At 40.4% G+C, this 22145-nt stretch carries 27 protein-coding genes; 3 read left to right on the top strand and 24 right to left on the bottom strand.

Annotation, left to right across the window (positions count from 1 at the left end; translation table 11 throughout):
- The first annotated feature begins 48 nt into the window (after positions 1 to 48).
- Both AABW11_RS07590 and AABW11_RS07585 read left to right on the top strand, forming a co-directional pair.
- The gene (locus AABW11_RS07590; protein ID WP_340104221.1) at positions 49 to 348 is read left to right on the top strand and encodes a hypothetical protein; all 300 of its coding nucleotides are present in this window, start codon (positions 49 to 51) and stop codon (positions 346 to 348) included.
- Positions 349 to 558: 210 nt separating this feature from the next.
- Positions 559 to 1308: a carbonic anhydrase family protein gene (locus tag AABW11_RS07585; RefSeq protein ID WP_340104219.1), complete on the top strand. Its 750-nt coding sequence runs from the start codon at positions 559 to 561 to the stop codon at positions 1306 to 1308.
- A 104-nt stretch (positions 1309 to 1412) separates the two neighbouring features.
- Here the strand turns inward: AABW11_RS07585 and AABW11_RS07580 are convergent, their stop codons facing one another.
- From AABW11_RS07580 to AABW11_RS07570, 3 genes are all read right to left on the bottom strand, one after another.
- Entirely contained in the window at positions 1413 to 1616 is a 204-nt protein-coding gene (locus AABW11_RS07580) for a helix-turn-helix transcriptional regulator (RefSeq protein WP_340104217.1), read from the bottom strand.
- Positions 1606 to 2025: a hypothetical protein gene (locus AABW11_RS07575; RefSeq protein WP_340104215.1), complete on the bottom strand. Its 420-nt coding sequence runs from the start codon at positions 2023 to 2025 to the stop codon at positions 1606 to 1608. The genes AABW11_RS07580 and AABW11_RS07575 overlap by 11 nt, the downstream gene beginning before the upstream one ends.
- 238 nt (positions 2026 to 2263) lie before the next feature.
- Entirely contained in the window at positions 2264 to 4975 is a 2712-nt protein-coding gene (locus AABW11_RS07570) for a cation-translocating P-type ATPase (RefSeq protein ID WP_340104213.1), read from the bottom strand.
- 658 nt (positions 4976 to 5633) lie between these two features.
- Between AABW11_RS07570 and AABW11_RS07565 the strand changes: the two genes are divergently transcribed.
- Positions 5634 to 6908 carry an ATP-grasp domain-containing protein gene (locus AABW11_RS07565; RefSeq protein ID WP_340104211.1) on the top strand — a complete coding sequence of 425 codons (1275 nt, stop codon included), beginning with the start codon at positions 5634 to 5636 and terminating at the stop codon, positions 6906 to 6908.
- Between the two features lie 151 nt (positions 6909 to 7059).
- Here the strand turns inward: AABW11_RS07565 and AABW11_RS07560 are convergent, their stop codons facing one another.
- The 21 genes from AABW11_RS07560 to AABW11_RS07465 all read right to left on the bottom strand — a co-directional run bounded on the left by AABW11_RS07560 (position 7060) and on the right by AABW11_RS07465 (position 21929).
- Positions 7060 to 7191 (bottom strand): hypothetical protein, encoded by a 132-nt coding sequence (locus AABW11_RS07560; protein WP_340104210.1) that lies wholly within the window; start codon positions 7189 to 7191, stop codon positions 7060 to 7062.
- Between the two features lie 385 nt (positions 7192 to 7576).
- Positions 7577 to 7708 carry a hypothetical protein gene (locus AABW11_RS07555; protein WP_340104209.1) on the bottom strand — a complete coding sequence of 44 codons (132 nt, stop codon included), beginning with the start codon at positions 7706 to 7708 and terminating at the stop codon, positions 7577 to 7579.
- A 303-nt stretch (positions 7709 to 8011) separates the two neighbouring features.
- Entirely contained in the window at positions 8012 to 8083 is a 72-nt protein-coding gene (locus tag AABW11_RS20105; RefSeq protein ID WP_445263747.1) for a hypothetical protein, read from the bottom strand.
- Between the two features lie 26 nt (positions 8084 to 8109).
- Positions 8110 to 8466 carry a hypothetical protein gene (locus tag AABW11_RS07550; RefSeq protein ID WP_340104208.1) on the bottom strand — a complete coding sequence of 119 codons (357 nt, stop codon included), beginning with the start codon at positions 8464 to 8466 and terminating at the stop codon, positions 8110 to 8112.
- Positions 8444 to 8686 carry a UPF0175 family protein gene (locus AABW11_RS07545; protein WP_340104207.1) on the bottom strand — a complete coding sequence of 81 codons (243 nt, stop codon included), beginning with the start codon at positions 8684 to 8686 and terminating at the stop codon, positions 8444 to 8446. Before AABW11_RS07545 ends, AABW11_RS07550 begins: the two co-directional genes overlap by 23 nt.
- A 66-nt stretch (positions 8687 to 8752) precedes the next feature.
- Complete coding sequence (locus tag AABW11_RS07540; RefSeq protein WP_340104205.1) at positions 8753 to 9472, bottom strand: hypothetical protein; 720 nt, start codon at positions 9470 to 9472, stop codon at positions 8753 to 8755.
- 57 nt (positions 9473 to 9529) lie between these two features.
- Positions 9530 to 9820 (bottom strand): type II toxin-antitoxin system RelE/ParE family toxin, encoded by a 291-nt coding sequence (locus AABW11_RS07535; RefSeq protein WP_340104202.1) that lies wholly within the window; start codon positions 9818 to 9820, stop codon positions 9530 to 9532.
- Between the two features lie 6 nt (positions 9821 to 9826).
- Entirely contained in the window at positions 9827 to 10042 is a 216-nt protein-coding gene (locus tag AABW11_RS07530; protein ID WP_340104200.1) for an addiction module protein, read from the bottom strand.
- A gap of 191 nt (positions 10043 to 10233) precedes the next feature.
- Positions 10234 to 10524 (bottom strand): type II toxin-antitoxin system RelE/ParE family toxin, encoded by a 291-nt coding sequence (locus tag AABW11_RS07525; protein ID WP_340104198.1) that lies wholly within the window; start codon positions 10522 to 10524, stop codon positions 10234 to 10236.
- A complete protein-coding gene (locus AABW11_RS07520) occupies positions 10521 to 10754 on the bottom strand; it encodes an addiction module protein (RefSeq protein ID WP_340104196.1) in 234 nt (77 codons plus the stop codon). The genes AABW11_RS07525 and AABW11_RS07520 overlap by 4 nt, the downstream gene beginning before the upstream one ends.
- A gap of 490 nt (positions 10755 to 11244) precedes the next feature.
- A complete protein-coding gene (locus AABW11_RS07515; RefSeq protein ID WP_340104195.1) occupies positions 11245 to 11643 on the bottom strand; it encodes a hypothetical protein in 399 nt (132 codons plus the stop codon).
- Between the two features lie 179 nt (positions 11644 to 11822).
- Positions 11823 to 12116: a type II toxin-antitoxin system RelE/ParE family toxin gene (locus AABW11_RS07510; protein ID WP_340104194.1), complete on the bottom strand. Its 294-nt coding sequence runs from the start codon at positions 12114 to 12116 to the stop codon at positions 11823 to 11825.
- A complete protein-coding gene (locus tag AABW11_RS07505; RefSeq protein ID WP_340104193.1) occupies positions 12113 to 12394 on the bottom strand; it encodes a type II toxin-antitoxin system Phd/YefM family antitoxin in 282 nt (93 codons plus the stop codon). Before AABW11_RS07505 ends, AABW11_RS07510 begins: the two co-directional genes overlap by 4 nt.
- A 187-nt stretch (positions 12395 to 12581) precedes the next feature.
- On the bottom strand, positions 12582 to 13340 hold the full coding sequence (locus AABW11_RS07500) for an alpha/beta hydrolase (RefSeq protein WP_340104192.1): 759 nt from the start codon (positions 13338 to 13340) through the stop codon (positions 12582 to 12584).
- 401 nt (positions 13341 to 13741) lie between these two features.
- Complete coding sequence (locus AABW11_RS07495) at positions 13742 to 14458, bottom strand: CPBP family intramembrane glutamic endopeptidase (protein WP_340104191.1); 717 nt, start codon at positions 14456 to 14458, stop codon at positions 13742 to 13744.
- A 193-nt stretch (positions 14459 to 14651) separates the two neighbouring features.
- A complete protein-coding gene (locus AABW11_RS07490; protein WP_340104190.1) occupies positions 14652 to 15590 on the bottom strand; it encodes a hypothetical protein in 939 nt (312 codons plus the stop codon).
- Between the two features lie 1818 nt (positions 15591 to 17408).
- A complete protein-coding gene (locus AABW11_RS07485) occupies positions 17409 to 17987 on the bottom strand; it encodes a hypothetical protein (protein WP_340104189.1) in 579 nt (192 codons plus the stop codon).
- 1495 nt (positions 17988 to 19482) lie between these two features.
- Positions 19483 to 19629: a hypothetical protein gene (locus tag AABW11_RS07480; RefSeq protein ID WP_340104187.1), complete on the bottom strand. Its 147-nt coding sequence runs from the start codon at positions 19627 to 19629 to the stop codon at positions 19483 to 19485.
- A gap of 5 nt (positions 19630 to 19634) precedes the next feature.
- The gene (locus AABW11_RS07475) at positions 19635 to 21083 is read right to left on the bottom strand and encodes a T9SS type A sorting domain-containing protein (RefSeq protein ID WP_340104185.1); all 1449 of its coding nucleotides are present in this window, start codon (positions 21081 to 21083) and stop codon (positions 19635 to 19637) included.
- 199 nt (positions 21084 to 21282) lie between these two features.
- Positions 21283 to 21687: a type II toxin-antitoxin system tRNA(fMet)-specific endonuclease VapC gene (gene vapC, locus AABW11_RS07470; protein WP_340104184.1), complete on the bottom strand. Its 405-nt coding sequence runs from the start codon at positions 21685 to 21687 to the stop codon at positions 21283 to 21285.
- Positions 21684 to 21929 carry a hypothetical protein gene (locus AABW11_RS07465; RefSeq protein WP_340104183.1) on the bottom strand — a complete coding sequence of 82 codons (246 nt, stop codon included), beginning with the start codon at positions 21927 to 21929 and terminating at the stop codon, positions 21684 to 21686. The genes vapC and AABW11_RS07465 overlap by 4 nt, the downstream gene beginning before the upstream one ends.
- Between the last annotated feature and the right edge of the window lie 216 nt (positions 21930 to 22145).

Raw genomic sequence — 22145 nt, 5'->3', positions numbered from 1 at the left:
TATAGCTTTCAGTTATCTGCTAATTCAAACAATATATCCTTAGCTCCTTTGATTATTTACTTCAGAACATACAGCAGCCTGATCATTTTAGCGGTGCCGATATTTTTCTTCGGTACAACAGTGCAGCATTCAGTTGATCTGGACACTTGGCTTCCTGTAGAGCAGACATCAAGTGCGGGAAATTCATTCGCTGAAGTTCTCGAAGAACTCAGCTCTGAAGACGATATTCATTCAACTCTTCTACCTTCTTTATTTACATTAAATGGAATATCGGACTCTAATTACCTGAAAAAAGAGTACGCCAAAATTAACCGGTCTGTCCCCACTCCCCCGCCCGACCATTCCTGACCTATTCCTTATCAAACCTAATTATTACCCCGGCTCTACAACCTTGATAAAGGTACAACAGTCTGAGTAAGAGAAGATTCTATCTCATTTGCTCAGTTGCTTATTACAACCTGTTATTAAAAAATAGATTGCGTCCTGCAGCTATTATTTAAATGATAGTGTAGCGCCGGAGATTTACCACATTCTAAATCAATCTAATTTATAAATATCATGGATTTAAGATTTCCTTTTGTAACAACTTTAAGCCTATTTGCTATTTTGGTACTCACTGCATGTACAAACGGGACAAATAATAACCAAGTCGCTTCAAACAGTTCCGGGTCCGAAATGGTGGGTACTGTTTTAACGTCTGAAGCCCAGGCTGAGCTAACACCTGATGAAATTTTGCAGGGCCTCAGAGAAGGCAATCAGCGTTTTGTGAATAACGACCTTACTCCAAGGGATTACCAGGCCCAGGTTAATAAGACAGCCTCGGGCCAGTATCCTGAAGCCGTAATTATTGCCTGCATAGACAGCCGTGTTCCGGTTGAGGCAATCTTCGATAAAGGTGTGGGAGATATTTTTGTGGCGCGGGTTGCCGGGAATTTCGTGAATGAGGATATCCTCGGGAGTACGGAATTTGGCACGGCAGTAGCCGGTTCAAAAGTTGTAGTAGTGATGGGGCACGAGCATTGCGGTGCTATAAAATCAGCTATCGATGATGTGGAACTTGGTAACATTACGGCGATGCTTTCCAAGATAAAGCCGGCGGTAGAAATTACCGAAGAGGAGTATGATGGTGATAAAACATCCTCAAACAGTGATTACGTGACATCAGTCGTAAATAATAATGTGCGTTACACCATAGCACAGATGAGAGAAAGAAGCCCGATCATTGCGAATCTGGAGCAAAATGGCGATGTGGTCATCGCAGGTGCATTTTATGACCTGGATACCGGAGAAGTAACGTTTCTTGATTAATTAAGTGAACAGATTATGTGCCCCTGATACCTCAAGAAAGGAGGCTCTGTCAGGGGTACATTTTTTAATATAATCTGTCAGCGTTTTTTTGGATTATCTTCTATTTAGCTATAATCCGATGTATCTAATCGGCCATCTTTATCATTTTCGAATATCTCTTCAATAGACATCCCAAACAGGTCAGATATTTTAAACGCGAGCGGTAGGCTTGGATCATATTTTCCCGTCTCTATCGCATTCACGGTCTGGCGGGATACGTCAAGTGCTTTTGCAAGATCTGCATGGGTCCAGTCTCGTTCAGCCCGCAAAACTTTCTATCTGTTTTCGCTTGTATCTCCTCAGGTTAGTGAACAGTGCCACCAGGTATGAAATCCCTATGAGCATCACCAGGAAACTGATCTCAGCATCCATCGGGATCATGGTGGTTGCATCAAGCATTGAGTATGCAATACCGCCTACAACGGCCACGCCTAATGAAATTCCCATCGCTTCAAGCTGAACTTTCTGCATCATTTCATCCTGTCTCTTTATATGCCGGATGTTTGCGATGATCATTCCGATACCAACGCCTACGCTGATTAAGATCGCCATCAAATTAATCAAGTCATTCTTTCCCCAGATTATCTCAGGTCCAAAAGCGGGCACTGCAACTGTCAGAACCCATAAAAAAGTCCACTCGGCCAACCGGGTGGCCGAATTTTGGTCTGCCCGGGCCAATCACTGGAAACTGTTTGTTGATCTTCTGTCATGTCATGTCACTTGTCTTTATGTTAAGTAAACTTTTCTAAAGCACTGAAATATACGCACACAAGTATAGCCTGCTTTACATTACATCTTTGAAGGCCTTGCTGGTGGAAACCTGAATGGTTACAGAATTGATAGTTAGACTGAGGCAGAACAACTGCAGGGCGGGTTATTTTCTCAAGATAAAAACACACGCAGCTAAGACTTTTAATCATCCATTCTTTGCAGCGAATGTTCTCAACAATTGACCCCATATAAAAGGTATTAAACTCATCCCCAGCAATAAGTACCAGCCGTTCATGCCGGGCTCCTGTGTTCTAAGTACATCGGACAGTCCGGGTAAATACACCGTGGCAAGTAACAGAAATATGCAGAGAACGATAGAACCAGCCACATATGGATTCCTTATGATATCGTTTGATAGGAAAGTTGATTCGGAGCTTCTCAAGTTATACGTAAACCAGAGTTTGCTGAAACCTAGTGTCAGAAAAGAAATAGTGACTGCCCGCTCCGTCTCGAACCCAAATTGATAGACCGCAAAAGCGAGTGACGCCAACACAGAAGCTGATATAAGTAACGACCAGCCCCCGATTGCTTTCCAGTGGGCGTTTGTCAGGACGGCTTCTTCTTTAGGACGCGGTTTCTTTTCCATAATATGTTTCTCTCCACTACCAAATCCCAGCGCCAGGGCCGGAAACACATCAGTAACGACGTTTAGATAGAGTATTTGCAGAGGAAGCAGGGGAAGCGGAAAAAAATAAAATCCACCAATAATAGTGGCAATGGTCACCGCAAGGACTTCGGCTACGTTTGTGCACAACATAAACATGACCGCCTTCCGAATATTTCCGAATATGACCCGCCCATATTTTACAGCAGAAACGATAGACGTAAATGCATCATCAAGCAGAACCATATCAGCAATCTGGCGAGCGGCGTCGGTACCGCGCTGTCCCATGGCAACTCCAATATCAGCTTTCTTTAATGCCGGTGTATCATTAATTCCATCACCTATCATGGCAACCGTGTACCCGTTTTTCTGCATCATAGTTACCAGCTGCAGCTTTTGCTCAGGACTCACTCGGGCAAAAATATCGGTCTCAAGAATCTTTTTTCTTTCCTCGTCACTCAGGTCATCAGGATCTTTAAAATCTTCACTGTGGATATACTCAGGATTCTCCTCTTCTGATATACCAGTTTCATACGCTATTGCTGACGCTGTTGGCCCCTGATCACCGGTCACCATAATCACCCGAATTCCGGCTGAATGGCACTGTTCTATAGCGCCTTTTACGTCTTCGCGCGCCGGATCCAACAAACTCGCAAGTCCAAGAAATCGCAGACCTTCGTATGGTTCCTCCTCACTGTCGGAAGCGTATTTGTCAGCCACAGCCAGCAATCGAAGGCCTTCCCGGGCAAGCTCATCAGATCGATTCAGCCAGTGTTCAATATCGTCATCGGTCAACTCTTTTTCAGAGTCGTCATCTTCTTTAACCTGGCGGGTGCAGGCTTGCAAAACCTTTTCCGGTGCACCCTTAACTGCCACGTAGTACTGATCTCCAGATTCATGAATGGTTGCCATCATCATAGTGGAGGAATCGAACGACACCTCACGCACTTCCGGGTATTCCGCCAACAGATCCTGCCGGTTTAATTTATACTTAAGACCTGCCCGAAGGAGAGCCGTTTCAGTAGGATCGCCCTGCTCATCTTCTGCAACCTGGTCATCATCTTCATCTGTAACCGATGCGTTATTGCAAAGAATTGATGCTTTCAACAGCTGCTTAGGCGCAGATGATTCTTTTTTAGATTCAGAAAGTCTGCCGGATGAATCGCCTTCATTTTCTTCAAGATGGATATCTTCGCCATCTGCAGTTGTCACCGCTCGCAGTGTCATTTTATTCTCGGTCAGAGTACCGGTTTTATCCGTAAAAATGACACCCGTGGCTCCCAGTGTTTCAACAGCCTGCAGCTTATTTATAAGAACATTCTTTTTTGACATCACATACATGCCTCGTGCCAGTGCAATGGTAGCCACAATGGGCAAGCCTTCAGGAATTGCTGCCACTCCCAGAGCAATAGCTGTTTCAATCATTTCCAGCGTATCCTGCCCCACGAGTAACCCGGTGACGGCAATCAATACAGCAATAATGATGGTTATCCAGGCAAGTCGGCGACCCAAATTATCAAGCTTTTTTTGAAGAGGAGTAGCCTCTTTTTCTGCCTCTGCGGCAAGACTGGATATGTTACCCAGCTCGGTATCCATTCCGGTTGCAGTTACCACGCCTTTACCGGAGCCATCTGTAACCACTGTTCCCTTAAACAACATGGAGGTTCGGTCAGACAGAGCTATATCTTTCTCTGTTTTATCCGATGATTTTAGAACGGGAACTGATTCACCCGTCAGTGCAGACTCATTAACCCTCAAACTATTGGCTTCGATGAGGCGCACATCGGCGGGTACAAGATCTCCGCTTTCGATGATAACAATATCGCCGGGAACAAGTGATGTGGACTCAATCTCCTGTTCATCGCCATCACGCCTGACTCTTATTTTATCGACATTAATTTCATGCAAAGCCTCCATCGAACGGACAGCCTTCCATTCCGAAAAAAAACCGATGAGGGTATTTACAATGATTACAGCACTAATCGCAATCCCCTCAGTCCAGTGTTGAAACAGAAAAGCAACAAGAGCCGCCGTAAGTAACACTGCTATAACTACACTCAGAAATTGCTCGAGAAGGATTCGCCAGGGATTCTTTTGTTTTGTTTCCCTTAATCGGTTCTCTCCGTAAGTCTCTATTCTTTGCTTCGCTTGCTTGTCGCTCAGCCCGGATTCTGCAGATGTTTCAAAATGCTGAAGTACATCACCTGAAGGTTCAGCATATAATTTTTTTTTGTCTTGACTCCTTTCACCCATGAATAGCAATTTGACGTTTCATGTTAAATTCTCTGACATTACCAAAAGTATGTAATCTATTTGATAATTGTATAAAAGAGAGCTTTTAAATACCCATCTGTCTCCCGCCTCACCCCTTAGAGTTTTGCGCCAAGGCATCCCCTCGGGGCCGGCTGATGGATGCTCTTATAAAAGTGGTTTAATCAGGATTTCTCTCAGACCGGTTTCTTTTATAATCCGAATAAATTTCAACGAAAATTTTTGCAAGTCGGTAAAACCTTACGCCGGGACACGTTAAGTCGGCAAAATTCTAAGTGCAACATTCTGAAACAATTAGACTCATTGCACGATTTTTTTGATGATATAATTCATCCACTTTCTTTCGAGCGATATTGCCTTGTACCGGCTTGGGCAGCGTAAAATGTTTGATACTGTAGGCAAAACTACTACAGTAATAGATGTGTATTGCCTATAAACCTGTTGGGTACTCGTTGATTGATAGTGTAAAAGCAATTGCTCAATTTTCATCTCTATAGACAGAGCCCTTAGGATCTGGCTGTAGAATAAACCAATGGAAATATCTATGACGATGTTCAAAAGCCACTATAATTATTGTGGCTATGATAAAGCACATCACATTTATAGATAAAAAAATAAATAAGAAAGAGAGGTTCAGAATATGAAAAATATTCAAGTCATATTACCTACACTTCGTGACAGAGAGGGGCTAAAGTCTCTTGGTAATGATTATAAAATCCATTGGATGGAGGACAAGGATTTTAATTATCCCTATCCCGGGGCTGAATTTGATTTAGTAAAATATACCGAACAGTGCTCCCGGTATATAGAGGAAAACCATATTGATGGAATTATCTATACCCACGATCTCGCTAATCTCGTAGCCGGGGTCTTATGTGATCGTCACGATATTTTGGGTCCCACTCTTGAATCCATGTTTTTAACCAACCATAAATATTACTCCCGCCGTAAAGAAACGTCATCTATTTGGTCGGATTATATTGATTTAGATACAGGAAAATGGGGAGAGCTGGATCCCGTCTATCCTTGCTATATTAAACCCCCAACATTAACGATGACACTTTATCAGTACAGAGTTGATTCCCAAAAAGAAATGGACGATATAGTGGAAAAATTAAGAGCGGAGCTTCCGCCTCTGTTACAGGTATATAACAGTTTTTTTGAAAGGTATGTTGATCTTGATAAATATCCTTTGGCCACCAAAAATATCATGGTGGTTGAACAATTGGTGGAGGATTCTGAGCAACACTGTATTGAAGGATGGTTCGATAGCAATGGCAATCCCTATTTTTGGGCAGAGTCTGATGAAATTTATTATCCGGGAGACAGAAAATCTATCGATGTTTATACAACTCCTTCTTTGCTGCCACAAGATGTACTGGATAAACTCAAAGAGTATTCCCTGGAAATCGTTAAAAATCATAAGATCGACCGTGGGTTCTGGAATGTAGAAATATGGCGTAGGGGCGACTGGTTCACTGCAACAGAAGTTAATGGCCGCTCTGCTTCAGTTTGGAAAGATCTTTATGATGGAACGTATGATGTCTCACTATATAAAGCTATGGCGTATTTATGTTGCGGAGAAGATGAAAAGTGTCTTAAGGAATCTTCAAATAAGTCAGTTGCCAATAAGGTGGGCGGACAATTTCACGTTATTACCTATGGGGAAGGTAAATCAGAGGAATTCTTAGTCTTAATCAATGAAATAGAAGGTACTGATATTGAAGTTTTAGCACCTGAGGGCACTGAGATCGTTCAATCCGGAACCAGCGGATATTGGCTGGCCAGATTCAATTTATATGGCGATTCGTTCAACGAGATCTATCACAAAGCAAAGGAAATAAGGGAAAAGCTCCTTCTACAACCTGAGAAATCGCCAAAAACAACCCCTTTAGAACAAACCATCCTTAAATGACATTTCGCTTAACAGGCACCGAGACTTTACATGATCAACGGCGTAAATCTAATAACGATTCGCCTTAAATAACCGTACCGATCGCTGTCATAACCAAATACCCATCGCAATGCGTTTTTAGGAATAACGGTTATAATTAATCACTCATAAATCACAGAGCCTCAATGGTCCAATCTTCCAGTTTTATATCCTTGATCCGATTGAAATGATTCGTGTTATTTGTGATCAACACTATGTCGAATGAAACAAGCGTAGATTCAATCAGAAGGTCAAAATTCTCCATGATTTTCCTGATTTTTGCACTCGTGCCTTTTCTTCAGCATAGATATCAAGTGCCGGAAAAATGGACAGTATCTGAATTCCAGTTAAAAAGTTTTCGAAGGCTTTTTGATTTTTCTCCTTAGCCTGACTTTTAGCGACTCCAAATTTTAATACGGCCTACGTAATTTCGGATATAAAACAATTTTTCAGGCCGACCTCCTCAAACTTTGATTTAAGATCGTGCAAGCCCTTGATGTAATAAATGCAGATATTTGTGTCCAGCAGGTATTGATTCAAAACTCTTCAATGGTTCTGTTGAATGTCCTGGATCCCCTTATGATCTCAATCAGATCTTCTGCACCATAATTTTTACCCCAACCACCAAAAGCATTATAACAATCAGTCTTCTATTGTTTTAAATCTGTTTTTACAGTATTGGTGGGCTTTGACATCAGATCAAGCTTGTTTTGCGCACTCAACTTCTTCATCAAAGACATGTAGCCGTCGATAAGTTTTGTATTTATGTCTGCTGTATTCATGACAACACCTCTTGTTTGAAGCTTCTTAAGCTTCGAAATAATTTCATTTTCTATAAATGAGCCTGTTTTCAATTGCCCATTAAATGAAATGCAATGAAAATTCAGGACTGAAAGAATTTTGAAGAAATAGGCACTTTAATTTTACGTGGCTCTACAACGGTCTGGTATTTAACCGGTTTTGCCTTTGACAGCTATTAAAGTGATAAAAAACCGGATATGCTACAACTATGAAAATATTTCTTACCTGTTAAGAGTGGCCAAGTCCGAGTTAAAGCGCTGGTTATGGATGCGAACGACCTTTTATTAAGTCTCGCCCACCTTATCAAGTACTCGTTCAATCAAATTCTCCGAAATCCGAAAATTCGTTTTCTGGATTTTCTCAATAATAGGTTTTACAGCTTTCAGATGGCCCTTATTTTTGCTGCTATTAACACACCAAGCGAGCCGGTTACCGGAATACCCATTTCTTTCGCTGCTTTTCTCCCTTTGATTTCATCATTGATTAACAGCGATCCTTCATGCTCTAAGGCAAATGCAATTCTTGTTGCTTTACCAGCGTCAAGATAACCAGGCAATCCTTTATCTACATCTGTTTTCAGTTGTACAATTTCAATCCAATTTGGAACCGGTCGATTGAACTCTTTTAAAACTGTATCTGTGATATGAAGTTTGCCATAAAGTTTATTCAGAAGATCAATCTCTCCGATTTTGTAGAATAGAATAAGGCAACTTGTGTCAGATACTATGACGCTGGGCATTTTCTATATCTTCGTCAAGTTCGTCTGCAGGATAGTTGATCAGAGAAACGTTGTACTCAGCAAGCAGCTCCATGAAGGTTTTTTTCGAATAGCCGGCCAGTTCAGCCGCTTGTCCCAGTGTGAGCTTCCCTCTTTCATACAATTTAGACGCCAATGACATTCTTGCCTCCCTGTCATCAATATCTGCTGTATTCGGTATGTTTATCGTTAACGTCTTCATATGTCAAATGTAACAAATAAAGGCATGGAACGAAGCTTGCCGAGTTCCTGCCTTTATTTGTTATACCTAATTCGTATTTAAAATAAATTCAAAACTATTCGTAAGCTCCTCGTAATCAATAAATTCAACGTCATAAATTTCATCATCTATATAAGCGACTAAATAAAGATTAGTATCTAACATAAACGATCCATAACTCGTCCCGGTCGGATCTGTGATAAGAAAACTCTCCTGACTTTTAAGTATCCGATCAATGTCAAAACTAAAAGTCCCATCTTCACTTGTAGTTGTATAAACATCTCCTAAGATTTTCCCGGCAACTTCTAATGTATTAACAGTATTTGAAAGCCGTATGGGGAAGCCAGGGGCATTGAAAGCTATTACTTCATTGCCCAAATTATCTGAGATTTTAATTAAGCCTACATCTGTGTTTTCACTTGGAAAAAAAGTTGCTTGATGCTGTCCAGCTGAAAAGGCATCATCGGTAATTGTAATTTTTTGTCCTGTTTCTAAATTTTCAGCTGTAAGTTTATAATCTACACCTGTTTCCAGATCAAATTCAATGGTTGTTGCACCGGTAAAAGGATTTGGATACTGTTTAAGGTTGGGATCAACTTCAGATTCAGAAAAAGTATAGACTACGCCAATAGATATATTATTGATCGGGTTTCCATTTTGATCAATTACCTTTCCATGAATTTCGCTTGAGTTAGTATCGGAATTGGTTACTGAACAACTTGTACTAATTATGAATAGAGTAGCAAATAGGAATATTTGTAATTTCATGATCGACTTTAATTGGGTATAACGGTGTGGCGTTTAACGCTTGTTAAGTTTCCAGGGCTATAATCTCGACTTCCAGAAATCAGGACTTCTTTTTTGATGAAGAATTGCAAAAATAACAATGATTTTTTCTTCATCTACGAAATAGATGGAAAAAGGAAATCTGTTAGTTAGAGCTCGACGAACCCGGTCACTTTGTACAACTTGATGATGAAATGGATTGCGTTTAATTTTGGCATCAATACATCGAATAAATTCTTTGCCTAATCCTGGCTCTTGATCTTCATACCATTGGTAGGAATCATCTAAATCTTCCTGTGCCTTTTCGGTAAGTATTAATGATATTGGCACGGTGGCTTAGAGATATTTTTGACGGACTTTTTCCCAGCTAGACCCCGTTTGTTTATCTTGCTCAAGTGTTTTAAGCCGTTCTTCAATAATGACTTTGTGATGTTCTGGAACTTCCACTTCCGATGGGTCTGATGCAATCGAATCCCACAAAGCTTCGACCAAAATCAATTTTTCGCTTTTATTAAGTTGTGAAAGTTCGTCAAGTAGTGCCTTTTCCATCATTATGGCGTTTATTAATTTTTATTTCCTAAGTTTATTAAAAACGTGGTGGAAAGCAATTCATTGAGTTGAGAAAACTGAAGAGGTTGAAAAGGAACTTAACGGTTTGGCGTTTAAGCGGCGAGGCAATCAACTTTTCTTAAGACATGAACTGCAAACTCGTCCGCACGAACCGCTGGTTATACCCACAGGTTTTAAGTTCGAGTTTTCCAATACCCCGGTTTACGCTTTAAATTCATTACAGCAAATATTGTAATCTGATCTTCTTCAACTGAGTAGATCATTCCGTAGGGAAAGCGCGACACTAAAAATCTTCTTTCAGTTTTTGTGATTTTTGTCCCCGATGCAGGCTGCTGCTCGATTACATCCAATACTTTTTCTAACTCATAAATAAAAACATCACCTAAGCCAACTACCTGTTCTTCGTAATGATCAGCTGCTTCAAAAAATTCTTTTCTGGCTTCCGAATGAAATTTAATTGTCACTTTTGAAGACGTTTTCTTGCTTCATTAATGACATCCGATGCAGAATGAAGGTAAGCTTCGCCTGATTTAAGTGACCCTTTTCTCTTTTGGACTTCATCAATCCAGGCCTGTTCAATTTCAGGATCTATTTTGCCATGAATGCTTTGCAGTAATTTATCAGCCAAACGGACTTTATCTTTTTTGTTTAGATTCAGGGCTGAATTTTCAATCTCTTTTAAATCGGTGATCATAGGAAAAGTGTTTTGTTTACCTGAATGTACTTATTAACGATTAAAACCGGAAGAAATTAGATTTTTTGAGAGTGGGCCTCAACGGTTTGGCGGCTAACCGGCGAGGCGAACAACTATCCAAAGATCCGAAACATAAACTCGTCCGTTTGAGCCGCTGGTTATTTGGTGTAGCACAGAAAAGGTGAGAGGAAGCTACGCTGGTTGCTTAGAAACTTTCTTATATTTCTCTTTGATCTTAGATCGCTTTTTTTCACCAAGCTCAGACTTCTGTTTTTCCATCAGTTTCCTAAACTCCTTCAACTCCTTATCGGTCCAGGGCTCTGACTTAACAACGAAATCGACTCCTTTGGGTTCTTTAACTATAGACATGGTTTTAATCCTGAAAATATTTTTTCACAAGCTTCAATGCATTAACGGTTTCAATGTACATTCGTTGTCCCTTGAAATGCGTTGCACCCAGTTTTTTCTTATAGTGTTCAATTAACGCAGACTAGGAGTCAAAGGCAACATATCCCTCATTTCCTTTCTCAAAAGAGACTTTACACGCAAAAGCAAATAGATTCCCGGCTACACCAAAATATATCTTGTTGGTTCCTTTATTGAAATTTGCACTTTCAACAAGGTGAATAAAAATATGGTCACTCTTGTCTTCCAAGCATAACATCCCATGAATGATTTTAGGATTGTTGACGGTAACTAATTTGTAAACTTCCCGGTCTGATAAACTTATTTCTTCTTCCCATTCGAAAAGCCATTCTGCAGGCTTGATCTCCTTCTTGTCGGTTTTACCAAGTCGAACAACCTTCGTATCAAAAACCTCACCCGTGACACTGTTTTCGATAGAGTTGGTTAACCGGTCAATTTCAATGTCTATCTCTTTTTTGCTCATGACGGAAAGTACAGATTTCGACACATAATATGGAGCGAATTGTCATTTTATGAACCCTTGACTTCGGCTTCGTTTTAGACAATTAACGGTTTTGCGGCTAAGCGGCGAGGCAACCAATTTTCCAATGCCCCGTAACACAAACTCAACCGCTTGAGCCGCTTGTTAATCACCGAGGATAACTAAAGTTTTGAAGAAGAGAAATTTTGCCGAAAATGGCGTATTGTCAAGATTTCAATTATATCAGGATTTATTTCATAAATGACTCCATAGTTTTTATGAACAACTAACTCCCGGATTTTGTCATCTTTTAATTCTGGCAAAACTCTTCCTGATTCTGGATTTTCTTTTAATTTTTCAACTTTTGCTTCGAACTGATCGATAAGAGATAAAGCCGCTTCTGGATTATCCTCAGCAATGTACTCGAGAATTTCATTAATTTTGGTTTTGGCGGTTGGCGACCATATAATTTTCATGAGGTGTATTTGGCTCTCAGTTCACTAAAAAAATCTTTCTGGTTAATACCTTCGCCATTTTCTAATTCCTTTCGGGCAGTGGATACTTCTTCCAATAATTGAATCTTATCGAGTAGTTTTTGATAATCTTCTACATCAATTAATACTGCAGAGCTTTTACCATGTTGGGTAAGAACAAGTGGCCGTCGTTTTGATTTAACACGCTCTATATAAGAGGCTGCATTAGCTCGAAAATCTGAGAGTGATCGAATATCTTGGTCAAGTTGAATTTGCGACATGATTCAATTGTGTTAATTTACGTTCTATTAAATGTACGTAATTTAGAACAAAATAGTCTGGAATTTCTCTCTAAGATTAGGTGGTTAACGGTTTGGCATTTGTGCGGCGGGGCGACCAGCTAAAAGTATAAGCAACATATGTTTACCCGACTGCACGAAATGCTTTGTTAGGTGTAACTAATAGTAACTAGTTGGCTTGAACTCTTTCAAGTTGTCTAACTATAGCATCAATCATAATTTCTTGTTGCTTTTGGCGCGAAATATCAGCTGAACCACCACCCAATTGATACCCGTAATATGCAAATTGTTGATGATTCCCACCGGCTATTCTTACTCGGTGCATATTTGATGGGAGGTTTTTAGCAAACTTGTCTATTTCCTCATTGCTGGCCAACCCATCATTGGAACCGAAAATTTTAGTTACATCGATAGTTAAATCAGAAAGATCCAACTCTTTGGGATGAGAAGTACCAATAAGTAATAATCCACTAAGGGATTTTCTATGGTTATGTGTAAATATTGTAGCAAGTTTCCCTCCTCTTGAGTGACCACCAAGGATCCAATTTCGATCTAGTGAATCACTGTTCATGTATCCCAATGTCTGTTGAAATACACTTACTTCCTCTGATTCAAAAAGTGCCAATCGATACGGCAATTTTACAATAATGGTTTTGAATCCGATTTCTGCAATCGTTTTCGCCATCGGGGCATAAGCTTTGGGATCAACAAGTGCTCCCGGATAGAAAATTAGAGCTGAGCCCATTTTATCAACTGCGGGTGTAAATACAAATGCGTGTGATAAATTTTGAACATGTACTTTGTTATTACTCTCCAAAACTGATGATTCCACACCTTGAGATTGCATATTGTAGAATAACCAGGAAAAAACTACCAACCAGAATAATCCTAATCCAATACGTATATATTTCCGTTTTTTTGTTGCCATTTAAACGTAGCCTTATTATAAAAATAGCAATCCAACAGCTATAACAAGAGCAGTAATAAAATATACTGTTAATGTTGTAAGCAATTTTTTTGACTGATTTGAAAATCGTTTTTGTAGAAAATGGACATTATGAATCATTGTATCACTGAGTTTCATTTTTGTTTTTAAGAGTAGACGAGATCCAATCGTGAAGGTTGCACCTAACGGTTTGGTGGCTAAGCGGCGAGGCGATCAATTTTGCTTAAGCTCCATATCGCTAAATCGTCCGCTTGGGCCACTTGTTATTGTCCTTCACACACATACGTGTTTGATTTGATTCGATTTTAATAATGTTCTTGTTTAAAGTTGATACAAGATTAAAGGTTCGAAAATTGAAATTAAATAGCCCAGCTTAACTGGTTTCAGTTATAATAAATATAGTAGGTCATCATTATAGCTGTTAGGTTATAAATTCCATGAGCTATAATCGATGCTGTTAATCTTTTTGTGTACAGAAATAATGCTGTGTAAGCGATGGTTGGTACTAATATATCAAACCAATCTAATGCATCCCCTGGTAAATGACCCATAGAAAAGAATACTATTGATAATATTCCAGCAGTCCACATTCCTGTTTTTGGATCATTAAATATGTCTTTTAATACATTAATAAAATAGCCTCTGTTATAAATTTCTTCCGTAATACCTCCGCCAATTACACCTAAAGCAATGAAAGAAAATACTCCTAAAACTGTACCGTCAAACATTGAGACCATTTGAATAATATCGGACCTTTCGGCTCCGCCTGTATTCGGAATGATTAATCCGAATTGCAAAACTGCCCATGTTAACCCAGTAAATAACCCTAATAAGCTATCTCTTCGCCAATTCTTCCATGACCAACTGATATATCGAAAATCTTTTTTTAATAATTTCAGTGATAGATAAATTAATGTGCAAACAGTGATCAATTGGAAGAGTGCAATTAGGAATAAATTTACTCCTGAAAGACCTCCGTTAATATTTGTAATTCCAAAAAATATATTTGGCAAAGCGAATAAGATGAAACCAATAATAATTGTACATACAAAAATAACAAGTGTTTTTTTCTTGCTTACTATTCTATCAGTTGAACTCATTTAATCCGTTTAACAATTAATTATTTTTTAATTGGAAGCCTGTACGGATCAACTATAAAGAGGTTGCGATTTATGCAAATAGAAAAATTGGAAATGGATGCGTGTGATGGTCAATAACGGTTTGGTGGCTAAGCGGCGAGGCTTTAAGTCATTTCAAAAATCAAAATGCTAACTCGTCCGCTTGAGCCACTTGTTATTGCATTGACAAGCTTATATCTGTGACCTTTTTTTGATATCCATTTCTTGTTACCCTTTCAATAAGATTACCACTGGAATCAATGAACCAAATATCTAATGCACCCTCAGTTTCAGGGTCAACCATCTGAACTAAGAAATCCTGATTTAATGTGTAGTAAAACCAATTGCGAACATCTGGCATACTTTCATCACTTTCAAATATTATATCACCTGAGTTATGGTTGAAAACAAATGCACCTTGATTAGGCATTGGAGCTGATTTACTTAATAAAAATGTACTACCATCATTCTGCCACCCACTAAATGAGCTGGCTTGATCAGGTAATTGAATCACTGAAGTTGAGTCATCACTAAAATCAATAATTTTTACCGATCGATTAGTCTCTGTAAAGTTGCCTAATCGTGCGAGTTTGTTTTCAGTCCGAGACCAATAATAGTTGGATCCTGCTAAGCCAATTTCTTTTGTTAGTAAAGGTATTCTTTCATTTAGATCAAATACTACCAAATACATGGTGGCAAGTATACTCACTCTGAAAGCCAACAAGTTTGATTCATTATTCAATTTTGGTCGATCTAGTTCAAATTCTGCATTTTCTAACAAGCCAGGAATACTATAGATACCTTCATCTGCAATTTGAGCTTTTAAGTCATTTAAAAAATCTGATATTTCTAAATCAAACTCCTCTATGGATTCGGAACTAATTGTCATTTTGAAAAGCCTGGACGGGCAATCATCGGCGGCGAATCCAGTGCATGGACGTTTGGAGGCAAAAAGAATCTCATCTTGACTTAAAAAAATAGGGTCACGGTCTTGATGTATACCTTCTGTTAATTGAGTAGATACACCGGTTTCAAAGTCGTGTAAAAAAAGATAAGGCATTTTATCTGGATCAAACTCAGGGTGGTTAGGGATGTGAGATGCTTCGTAGAGCATTTTTCCTGAGTATAGTTCTGACCCTTCAGTATCTAACCCCGATGAAGTGCATGAGATGAAAAATATGAGAGATAATATGAACTTAAATTTCATGATGAATTAGTTTTTAGTGCAATAACGGTCCTGCGTTTATGCGGCGGGGCGTTCCGCCGCCCTGCAATGTAGTAAAAACCTGACCAGATCAGAAACCTCGGAAAACCCATCACGCGCTGCCCCGTCCGTATGAAACGCCTTGTTAAGGCTGGGATTTACTTGCAACACCTTCGCCATAACCAAATCGACACCATTTATTTGCCACCAGCCCAGCCATGACCCCGGCAGGCGTTGGAAACACGTTAATTCGATGATTCACAAACAGCGCCGATCAGCTGATTTACTCGAACTAACTTTCCGGACGTATTAGCAAACCATGCCCGAGGCGCCTGGGAAAACTTCTGCAAACACATCGTAGGCCCAATATTTCCAACCCACATTTTAAAAGTGGCACCTGCCAGCAAAAGCAAGATCATTGAACGACGGACGACCAAACCAACGCCACTTGCGGCCAGACTTTACAGGAAAATTTTGAATAGCGACGAGCCGCTGCCGGGAATTTACACGTGCCCGCCTTTTCGCAACACCTCGACGCCTCGAACTCTGGGACCCGCCCCAACCAACGCGAGGCCTGCCCATTTTACTTGGATAAACATTTTTTGCGGGAAACGTGGCGCCTGATTTTTATTGGGAAAGACTGAACAGAAGCAGACCACAAACCAAGTCCGAATCCGATAAAATTGGTGGGATTTAAAAAGAAGCAAAACACCCGCACTCACAATTCCACATTTTTGCGAGCCTGCCGGGCCTTAACGGCACTGCAAATAACCGGCACCGTTTCGGTTTGTTGAAAAATAGCGTCTTCCAAAACTACCACAGAATATCGAAAAAGCAAGTCGGTGTCCGGTTGATTTGCTTGTTAAGGATTTGAGTGGCTTGCAACCCGACCGCCTAAACCCATTCGACATTATTTATCAGACTCGTTACTCGCCATGACCCCGGCAGGCGTTGGATGAATTCTGCCAGGCGATTCAAAAACAGCGCCAATCAGCTGATTTATTTGAACTAACTTTCCAGATTTACCAGCCAACCAAGCCCTAGGCGCCAGGGAAAACTTCTGCAAACACATCGCAGGCTCAATATTTACAACCCACATTTTAAAAGTGGCACCTTTCTACAAAAGCAAAATCTCAGAATGACGGAAAGCCAGACCAACGCCTCTGGCGGCCGTACTTTACGTGATAGATTTTTATAGCGACGAGCCGCTGCCGGTAATTTACAAGTGCCCGCCTTTTCGCAACTCCCCGACGCCTCAAACTCTGGGGGCCGGCCCAACCAACGCGAGGCCTGCCACAGTTTACCTGGACTATATTTGTACATGCGACATGGCGCCCTGTTATTCTTAGGAAAGCTATAAGAGAAGCAACCCACGAAACGAGCTGGACATGATGAGCAAATTAGGAAAGAAGAAGAAGCTAATCGCCCTCACCCAAACTTCCACATTGTTGCGAGCCTGCCGGGCCTTAACGGCTCTTGGCTTGTGCTGCCAGCCTGTTATTTTTTTATTTCGACTCCGTAGCTATAACTGGTCTGCACGAAGCCATTGTTATAGGGCGACTTTTAGGATAAATTTAGAAATTGTCATAATGGCCTCGGCTAAGCCTAGTTCGGGTTTTCACGGCCTCACTTTCCTTTTACCAGTTTCTTAGTTTAATATAATTACTCTGATGTCAGCATATTGGCTCGCATTATGAATAGCCAGTTTTGTGCACAGTTTTTTTACTTTCAATCCAATATTCTTTCATAGATCAATTCATTTTCTTTCTTGGAAATTGAAATCCTATCCCAAGTTGGCGTTTTTCCTTTCTTATTCAGTTCGTAATATTCGTAGACATAACTCCATTTATCTTGATAAGTCACAATAAAGTCCTGTGTTGTATCTGAATACCTTGGCTTGCCCGACCTTATGTCAAACGTATCGGAAATGCTGTCTTTGTAATTCACTGAGTTCAAAATATTTCCAGACAATCGATTTTTATCATTTTTTGAGATTTCCAATACAAATCGGTGGTAGAAGTCTCCGATTCCCGTCATTTTATTTGATTCAAGGTAGAAATCGTCTTGAAGTATTATTCCGTGTTCTTTTAAACTTTCAGCTGCATCAGATTTAAAAAATAGATAGTCTTCTAAGACAAATGATAAGATAGGCGTCGCAAAAATCAAGGCAACAACAATGGCAAGCCCAACCCCTAATTTTCGGTTACCATATCTTTTTGGAATCCAATAAGCAAGGAATATCGGTACACCGATAATGATTATTGTCAGAAAAATTATAAAAGACCAGAATCCTAAGAAAGACTCCATGTTTACTCCGTCAGTTGTCTATAAAATGTGCTCAATTTTGGCATAAAAGAAATGCTATTGATGTTATCCTTGCTTGGTACTCAAATTTTTGGGTTTGTATTAGCCCTATAACGGCCCAGCGCATAACGGGCGCGGGAATTATGAGTTTAATAAAAGCCAAAACCACGAGTAAAGCCAACGGAAATTGCCACACTCGCGTCCGCGTCCCAAGTTGATGCGCTTGTTAAGACCAAAAATGACTTTCGACCCGACCGCCTAAACCCATTCGAGATTATTTATCAGGCAATTCACTCGCCATGACCCCGGCAGGCGTTGGAAAGATGTCGACCAAGCGATCCTCAACCAGCGTTATCAAGCTCATCAAATTGAACATTTTTTCGAGATTTATTAGCCAACCAAGCCCAAGGCGCCAGGGAACGTTTTTACTAAAGAATTGCAGGCCCAACATTTTCGGCCCAGATTTTAAAAATGGCAGCTTTTGGCAAAAACAAGATCGTTGAACGACAGAAAGCCAGACCAACGCCATTGGCGGCCGTACTTTACAGAACAGATTTTTATAGCGATGAGCCGCAACCAAAAACTTATAGGAGCTCGCCTTTTTGGAAACTTTTTGACGCCTCGAACTCTGGGCCCGGCCCAACCAACGAAAGGCCTGCCCATTTTACTTAGATAAACATTTTTCGCGTGAAACGTGGTGCCTTGTTTTTATTGGGAAAGACCGAACAGAAGCAGACCACAAAACGAGCTGGAAACAACGAATGGATTGGAAATTTACAGAAGCAAAAAACCCGCACCCAAACTTCCACATTTTTGCGAGCCTGCCGGGACTTAACGATCCTGCGTTTATGCGGCGGGGCGTTCCGCCGCCCTGCAATGTAGTAAAAACCTGACCAGATCAGAAACCACGAAAACCCATCACGTGCTGCCCCGTCCGTATGAAACGCCTTGTTAAGGCTGGGATTGACTTGCGACACCTTCACCTTAACCAAATCGACACCATTTATTTGCCACCAGCCCCGCCATGACCCCGGCAGGCGTTGGAAGGATTTCGCTAGGCGATTCAAAAACAGCGGTTATCAGCTAATTTACTCGAACGAACTTTCCGGATTTATTAGCCAACCAAGCCCATGGCGCCAGGGAAAGATGTCGCAAACACATCGCAGGCCCAGCGTTCTTGGCCCGATTTTAAAAGTGGCACCTTTCTGCAAAAGCAAAATCTCTGAACGACGGAAAGCCAAACCAACGCCACTTGCGGCCGTAATTTATGGGCAAAATATTTATAGCGATGAGCCGCACCCGACCAGCTCACGAGTGCCCACCTTTTCTGGAAAACTTCGACGCCTCAAACTCTGGGACCCGACCAAACCAACGACAGGCCTGCCACAGTTTACTGGGACAATCTTTGCACGCGCAACATAGCGCCCCTGATTTCTTGGGAAAGATTTAAAAGAAGCAGACTACAAAACGAGCTGGAAACAACGAATGGATTGGAAACTCAGCAAAAGCGAATACCCCGCACCCAAACTTCCACATTTTTACGAGCCTGCCGGGCCTTAACGGTTTGGCGGCTAAACGGCGGGGCGAGAAACTCACTTATGCCTGAAATCCAGAACCCGTCCGGTTGAGCCGTTTTGTTAGCCATCTATTTTATTTTACAAAGATAAACTTTCGAGTCAATTGTTTACTTGACGTAGTTAATCTGTAAAAGTATAAGCCACTAGATAAATTGCTTGCATCAAATTGTACTGAGTGTTTACCGGTTGTCTTTGTCTGATCGAGCAGAGTAGAAACCAATTGTCCGGTAGAATTGAAGACTTCTAATTTTACGTGACTGCTTTGCGGAAGTGTAAACTGTATATTTGTAGAAGGATTGAATGGATTGGGATAGTTTTGATGTAGAGTTATTTCAGCTGGAAGTTCCACCGGTTCCTGTTCATTGGAGACTGGGAGTTGTTTCAGTGATGTGGATTCGCCGGTTTCCACATCCACTTCCAGCAGTTCCTCCCTGGTGAGAACATAGAGGATAATTGAATCGGGTTTTTTATAGAGGCCAGTGATCTCGTGTTCAGTAGTGAAAAGGGTAGAAAACGACTCTCCGAAATTATCAGAAAAGAGTACATCGGTTGAATCTGAAACATAAAGATGTCCCGTATTTGAATCGTCCGTAGTAGCGAAGAACGGTTTTTTATCGATCCAGAGGGTGTCAATAGTAGAGTTGTCGTTCTGTAAATTTAATCTGAAAAGAAAATCATTATCAAGGTTCATTACTGAATGTGTCACCTTTCTCTTCAAATAGAGCGATGTCGAGTCAAGGTCAAATAAAGGTTTCTTTAAATTTTGAATCCCTGCCGGTGTTTGAAAAGGAAACAAATTATTAAAAGTCGTGCCGTTATCGGTAGAGACAGTTAGAGAATCGTCCTTAAATCCTACGTATTGGTTATTAAATGGATTTATGGCAAGTAACTGAAAGGGAAGGGTGTTGGAACTGTTTATATAATCTTGATGAAGGTGCCCTTCTTCCCAGACTGAGTCTTCATCTGAAATCCTTACGGTGATCTCTTCATACTCAGAGCTGAATACATCAATGTAAGTAAATAAGAGTGTATTAGCCGAATTGTCAAAAGCTATTCTGCGGTAGAAATCAGTTAATGATGAAATATCTAATTGGTCACCTTCAGGGTTGTAGAGATAGGTGGAAGGTTCAACCTGTCCAAAATTCTTTAGTTGAATCGAATAGACTTCACCCGGGTTGTTGTTTCTGAAAACAAATCCCTCTACAGACACTACAGATGTTCCACACTGGCCTTGAACCCTAAAGTAATCTTCCAGATAGAGAGAGTCTTGGGATGATATAGTATCGAAATGGTAGATGTGGTTATCGTAGAGTGTGAGATCGGTGCTTTCATATCCTCCAACTCCGTCGCTGAAAGTACATGTTCCGATTCTGGATTCATACAATCTGTAGTAAAGATGTGTCCCCCCTGTTGAATCTTCTATTCCTACCAGTTCATAAAAATAAGCATCTTCATGCCTTTCCTGCGCTATCGCTGGAATAGAAAGTGATATGAATAACAGTACTAAGAATAATTTTCTCATTTCACCACCTTCATTTTACGTGTGAAAATTTGAACTACAGCCTACAAGCGGTAGTAATGAATGTTGGAGAACAACTCTAAAGTGTAAATTTACAGTGGCTAACGGTTTGGCAATTCTGCTGCGGATCTATCAACTAAGAAGTAAGGCAAGCAACACGAACCCGTCAGCAGGAATTGCTGGTTATGGAGCCAATACGTAGTTAAGCCTCAATGGTCCAATCTTCCAGTTTAATATCCTTAATCCGATTGAAATGATTCGTGTTATTCGTGACCATCCCTAAGTCAAATGAAACAGCAGTAGCACCAATTAATAAATCAAAATCGTCAATAATTTTCCCTGATTTTTGCAGACGTGCCTTTTCTTCAGCATAGATATCAAGTGCCGGAAAAATTGGAAGTATTTGAATACCACTTAAAAAGTTTTCAAGGGCTTTTTGATTCTTCTTTTTTGCCTCGCTTTTAGCGACTCCAAATTTTAATTCTGCCAAAGTAATTTCTGAAATAAAACAATTTTCCGGGCCGACCTCCTCAAACTTTGTTTTCAGATCGTGCAATCCCTTGATGTAATAAATGCAGATATTTGTGTCCAGCAGATATTGATTCAAAACTCTTCAATCGTTCTGTTGAATGTTCTGGAGCCCTTTACGGTCTCAATTAGATCTTCAGCACTCTCATTTTTATCCCAACCACCAAAAGCTTTATAAAAATCAGTCTTCTCTTGTTCTAAATCTTTCTTTACAGTACTAGTAAGCCTTGAAATTAGGTCAAGCTTGTTTTGCGCACTCATGTTCTTCAACAAAGAGATGTAGCTGTCGATAAGTTTTGTATTTATGTCTGCTGTATTCATGGCAACACCTTACTGTTATTACCTGCTTGTCCTTTAAGATAAACTCATTACTATAAACGAGCTTGATTACAATTGCTTATGAAATGTAATGAAAATTCAGGACTGAAAGAATTTTTGGGAAATGGATACTAAAATTTTGCGTGGCTCCATAACGGTCCTGCGCATAACGGGCGCGGGGATTATGAGTTTAATAAAGTCGAAAATTGTAAATATTGC

This window comes from Rhodohalobacter sp. 8-1 (assembly GCF_038150125.1).
GTDB lineage: Bacteria > Bacteroidota > Rhodothermia > Balneolales > Balneolaceae > SW132.
The sequence above is the reverse complement of the archived record's forward strand: the minus strand, read 5'-3'. Positions and strand labels throughout refer to the sequence as shown.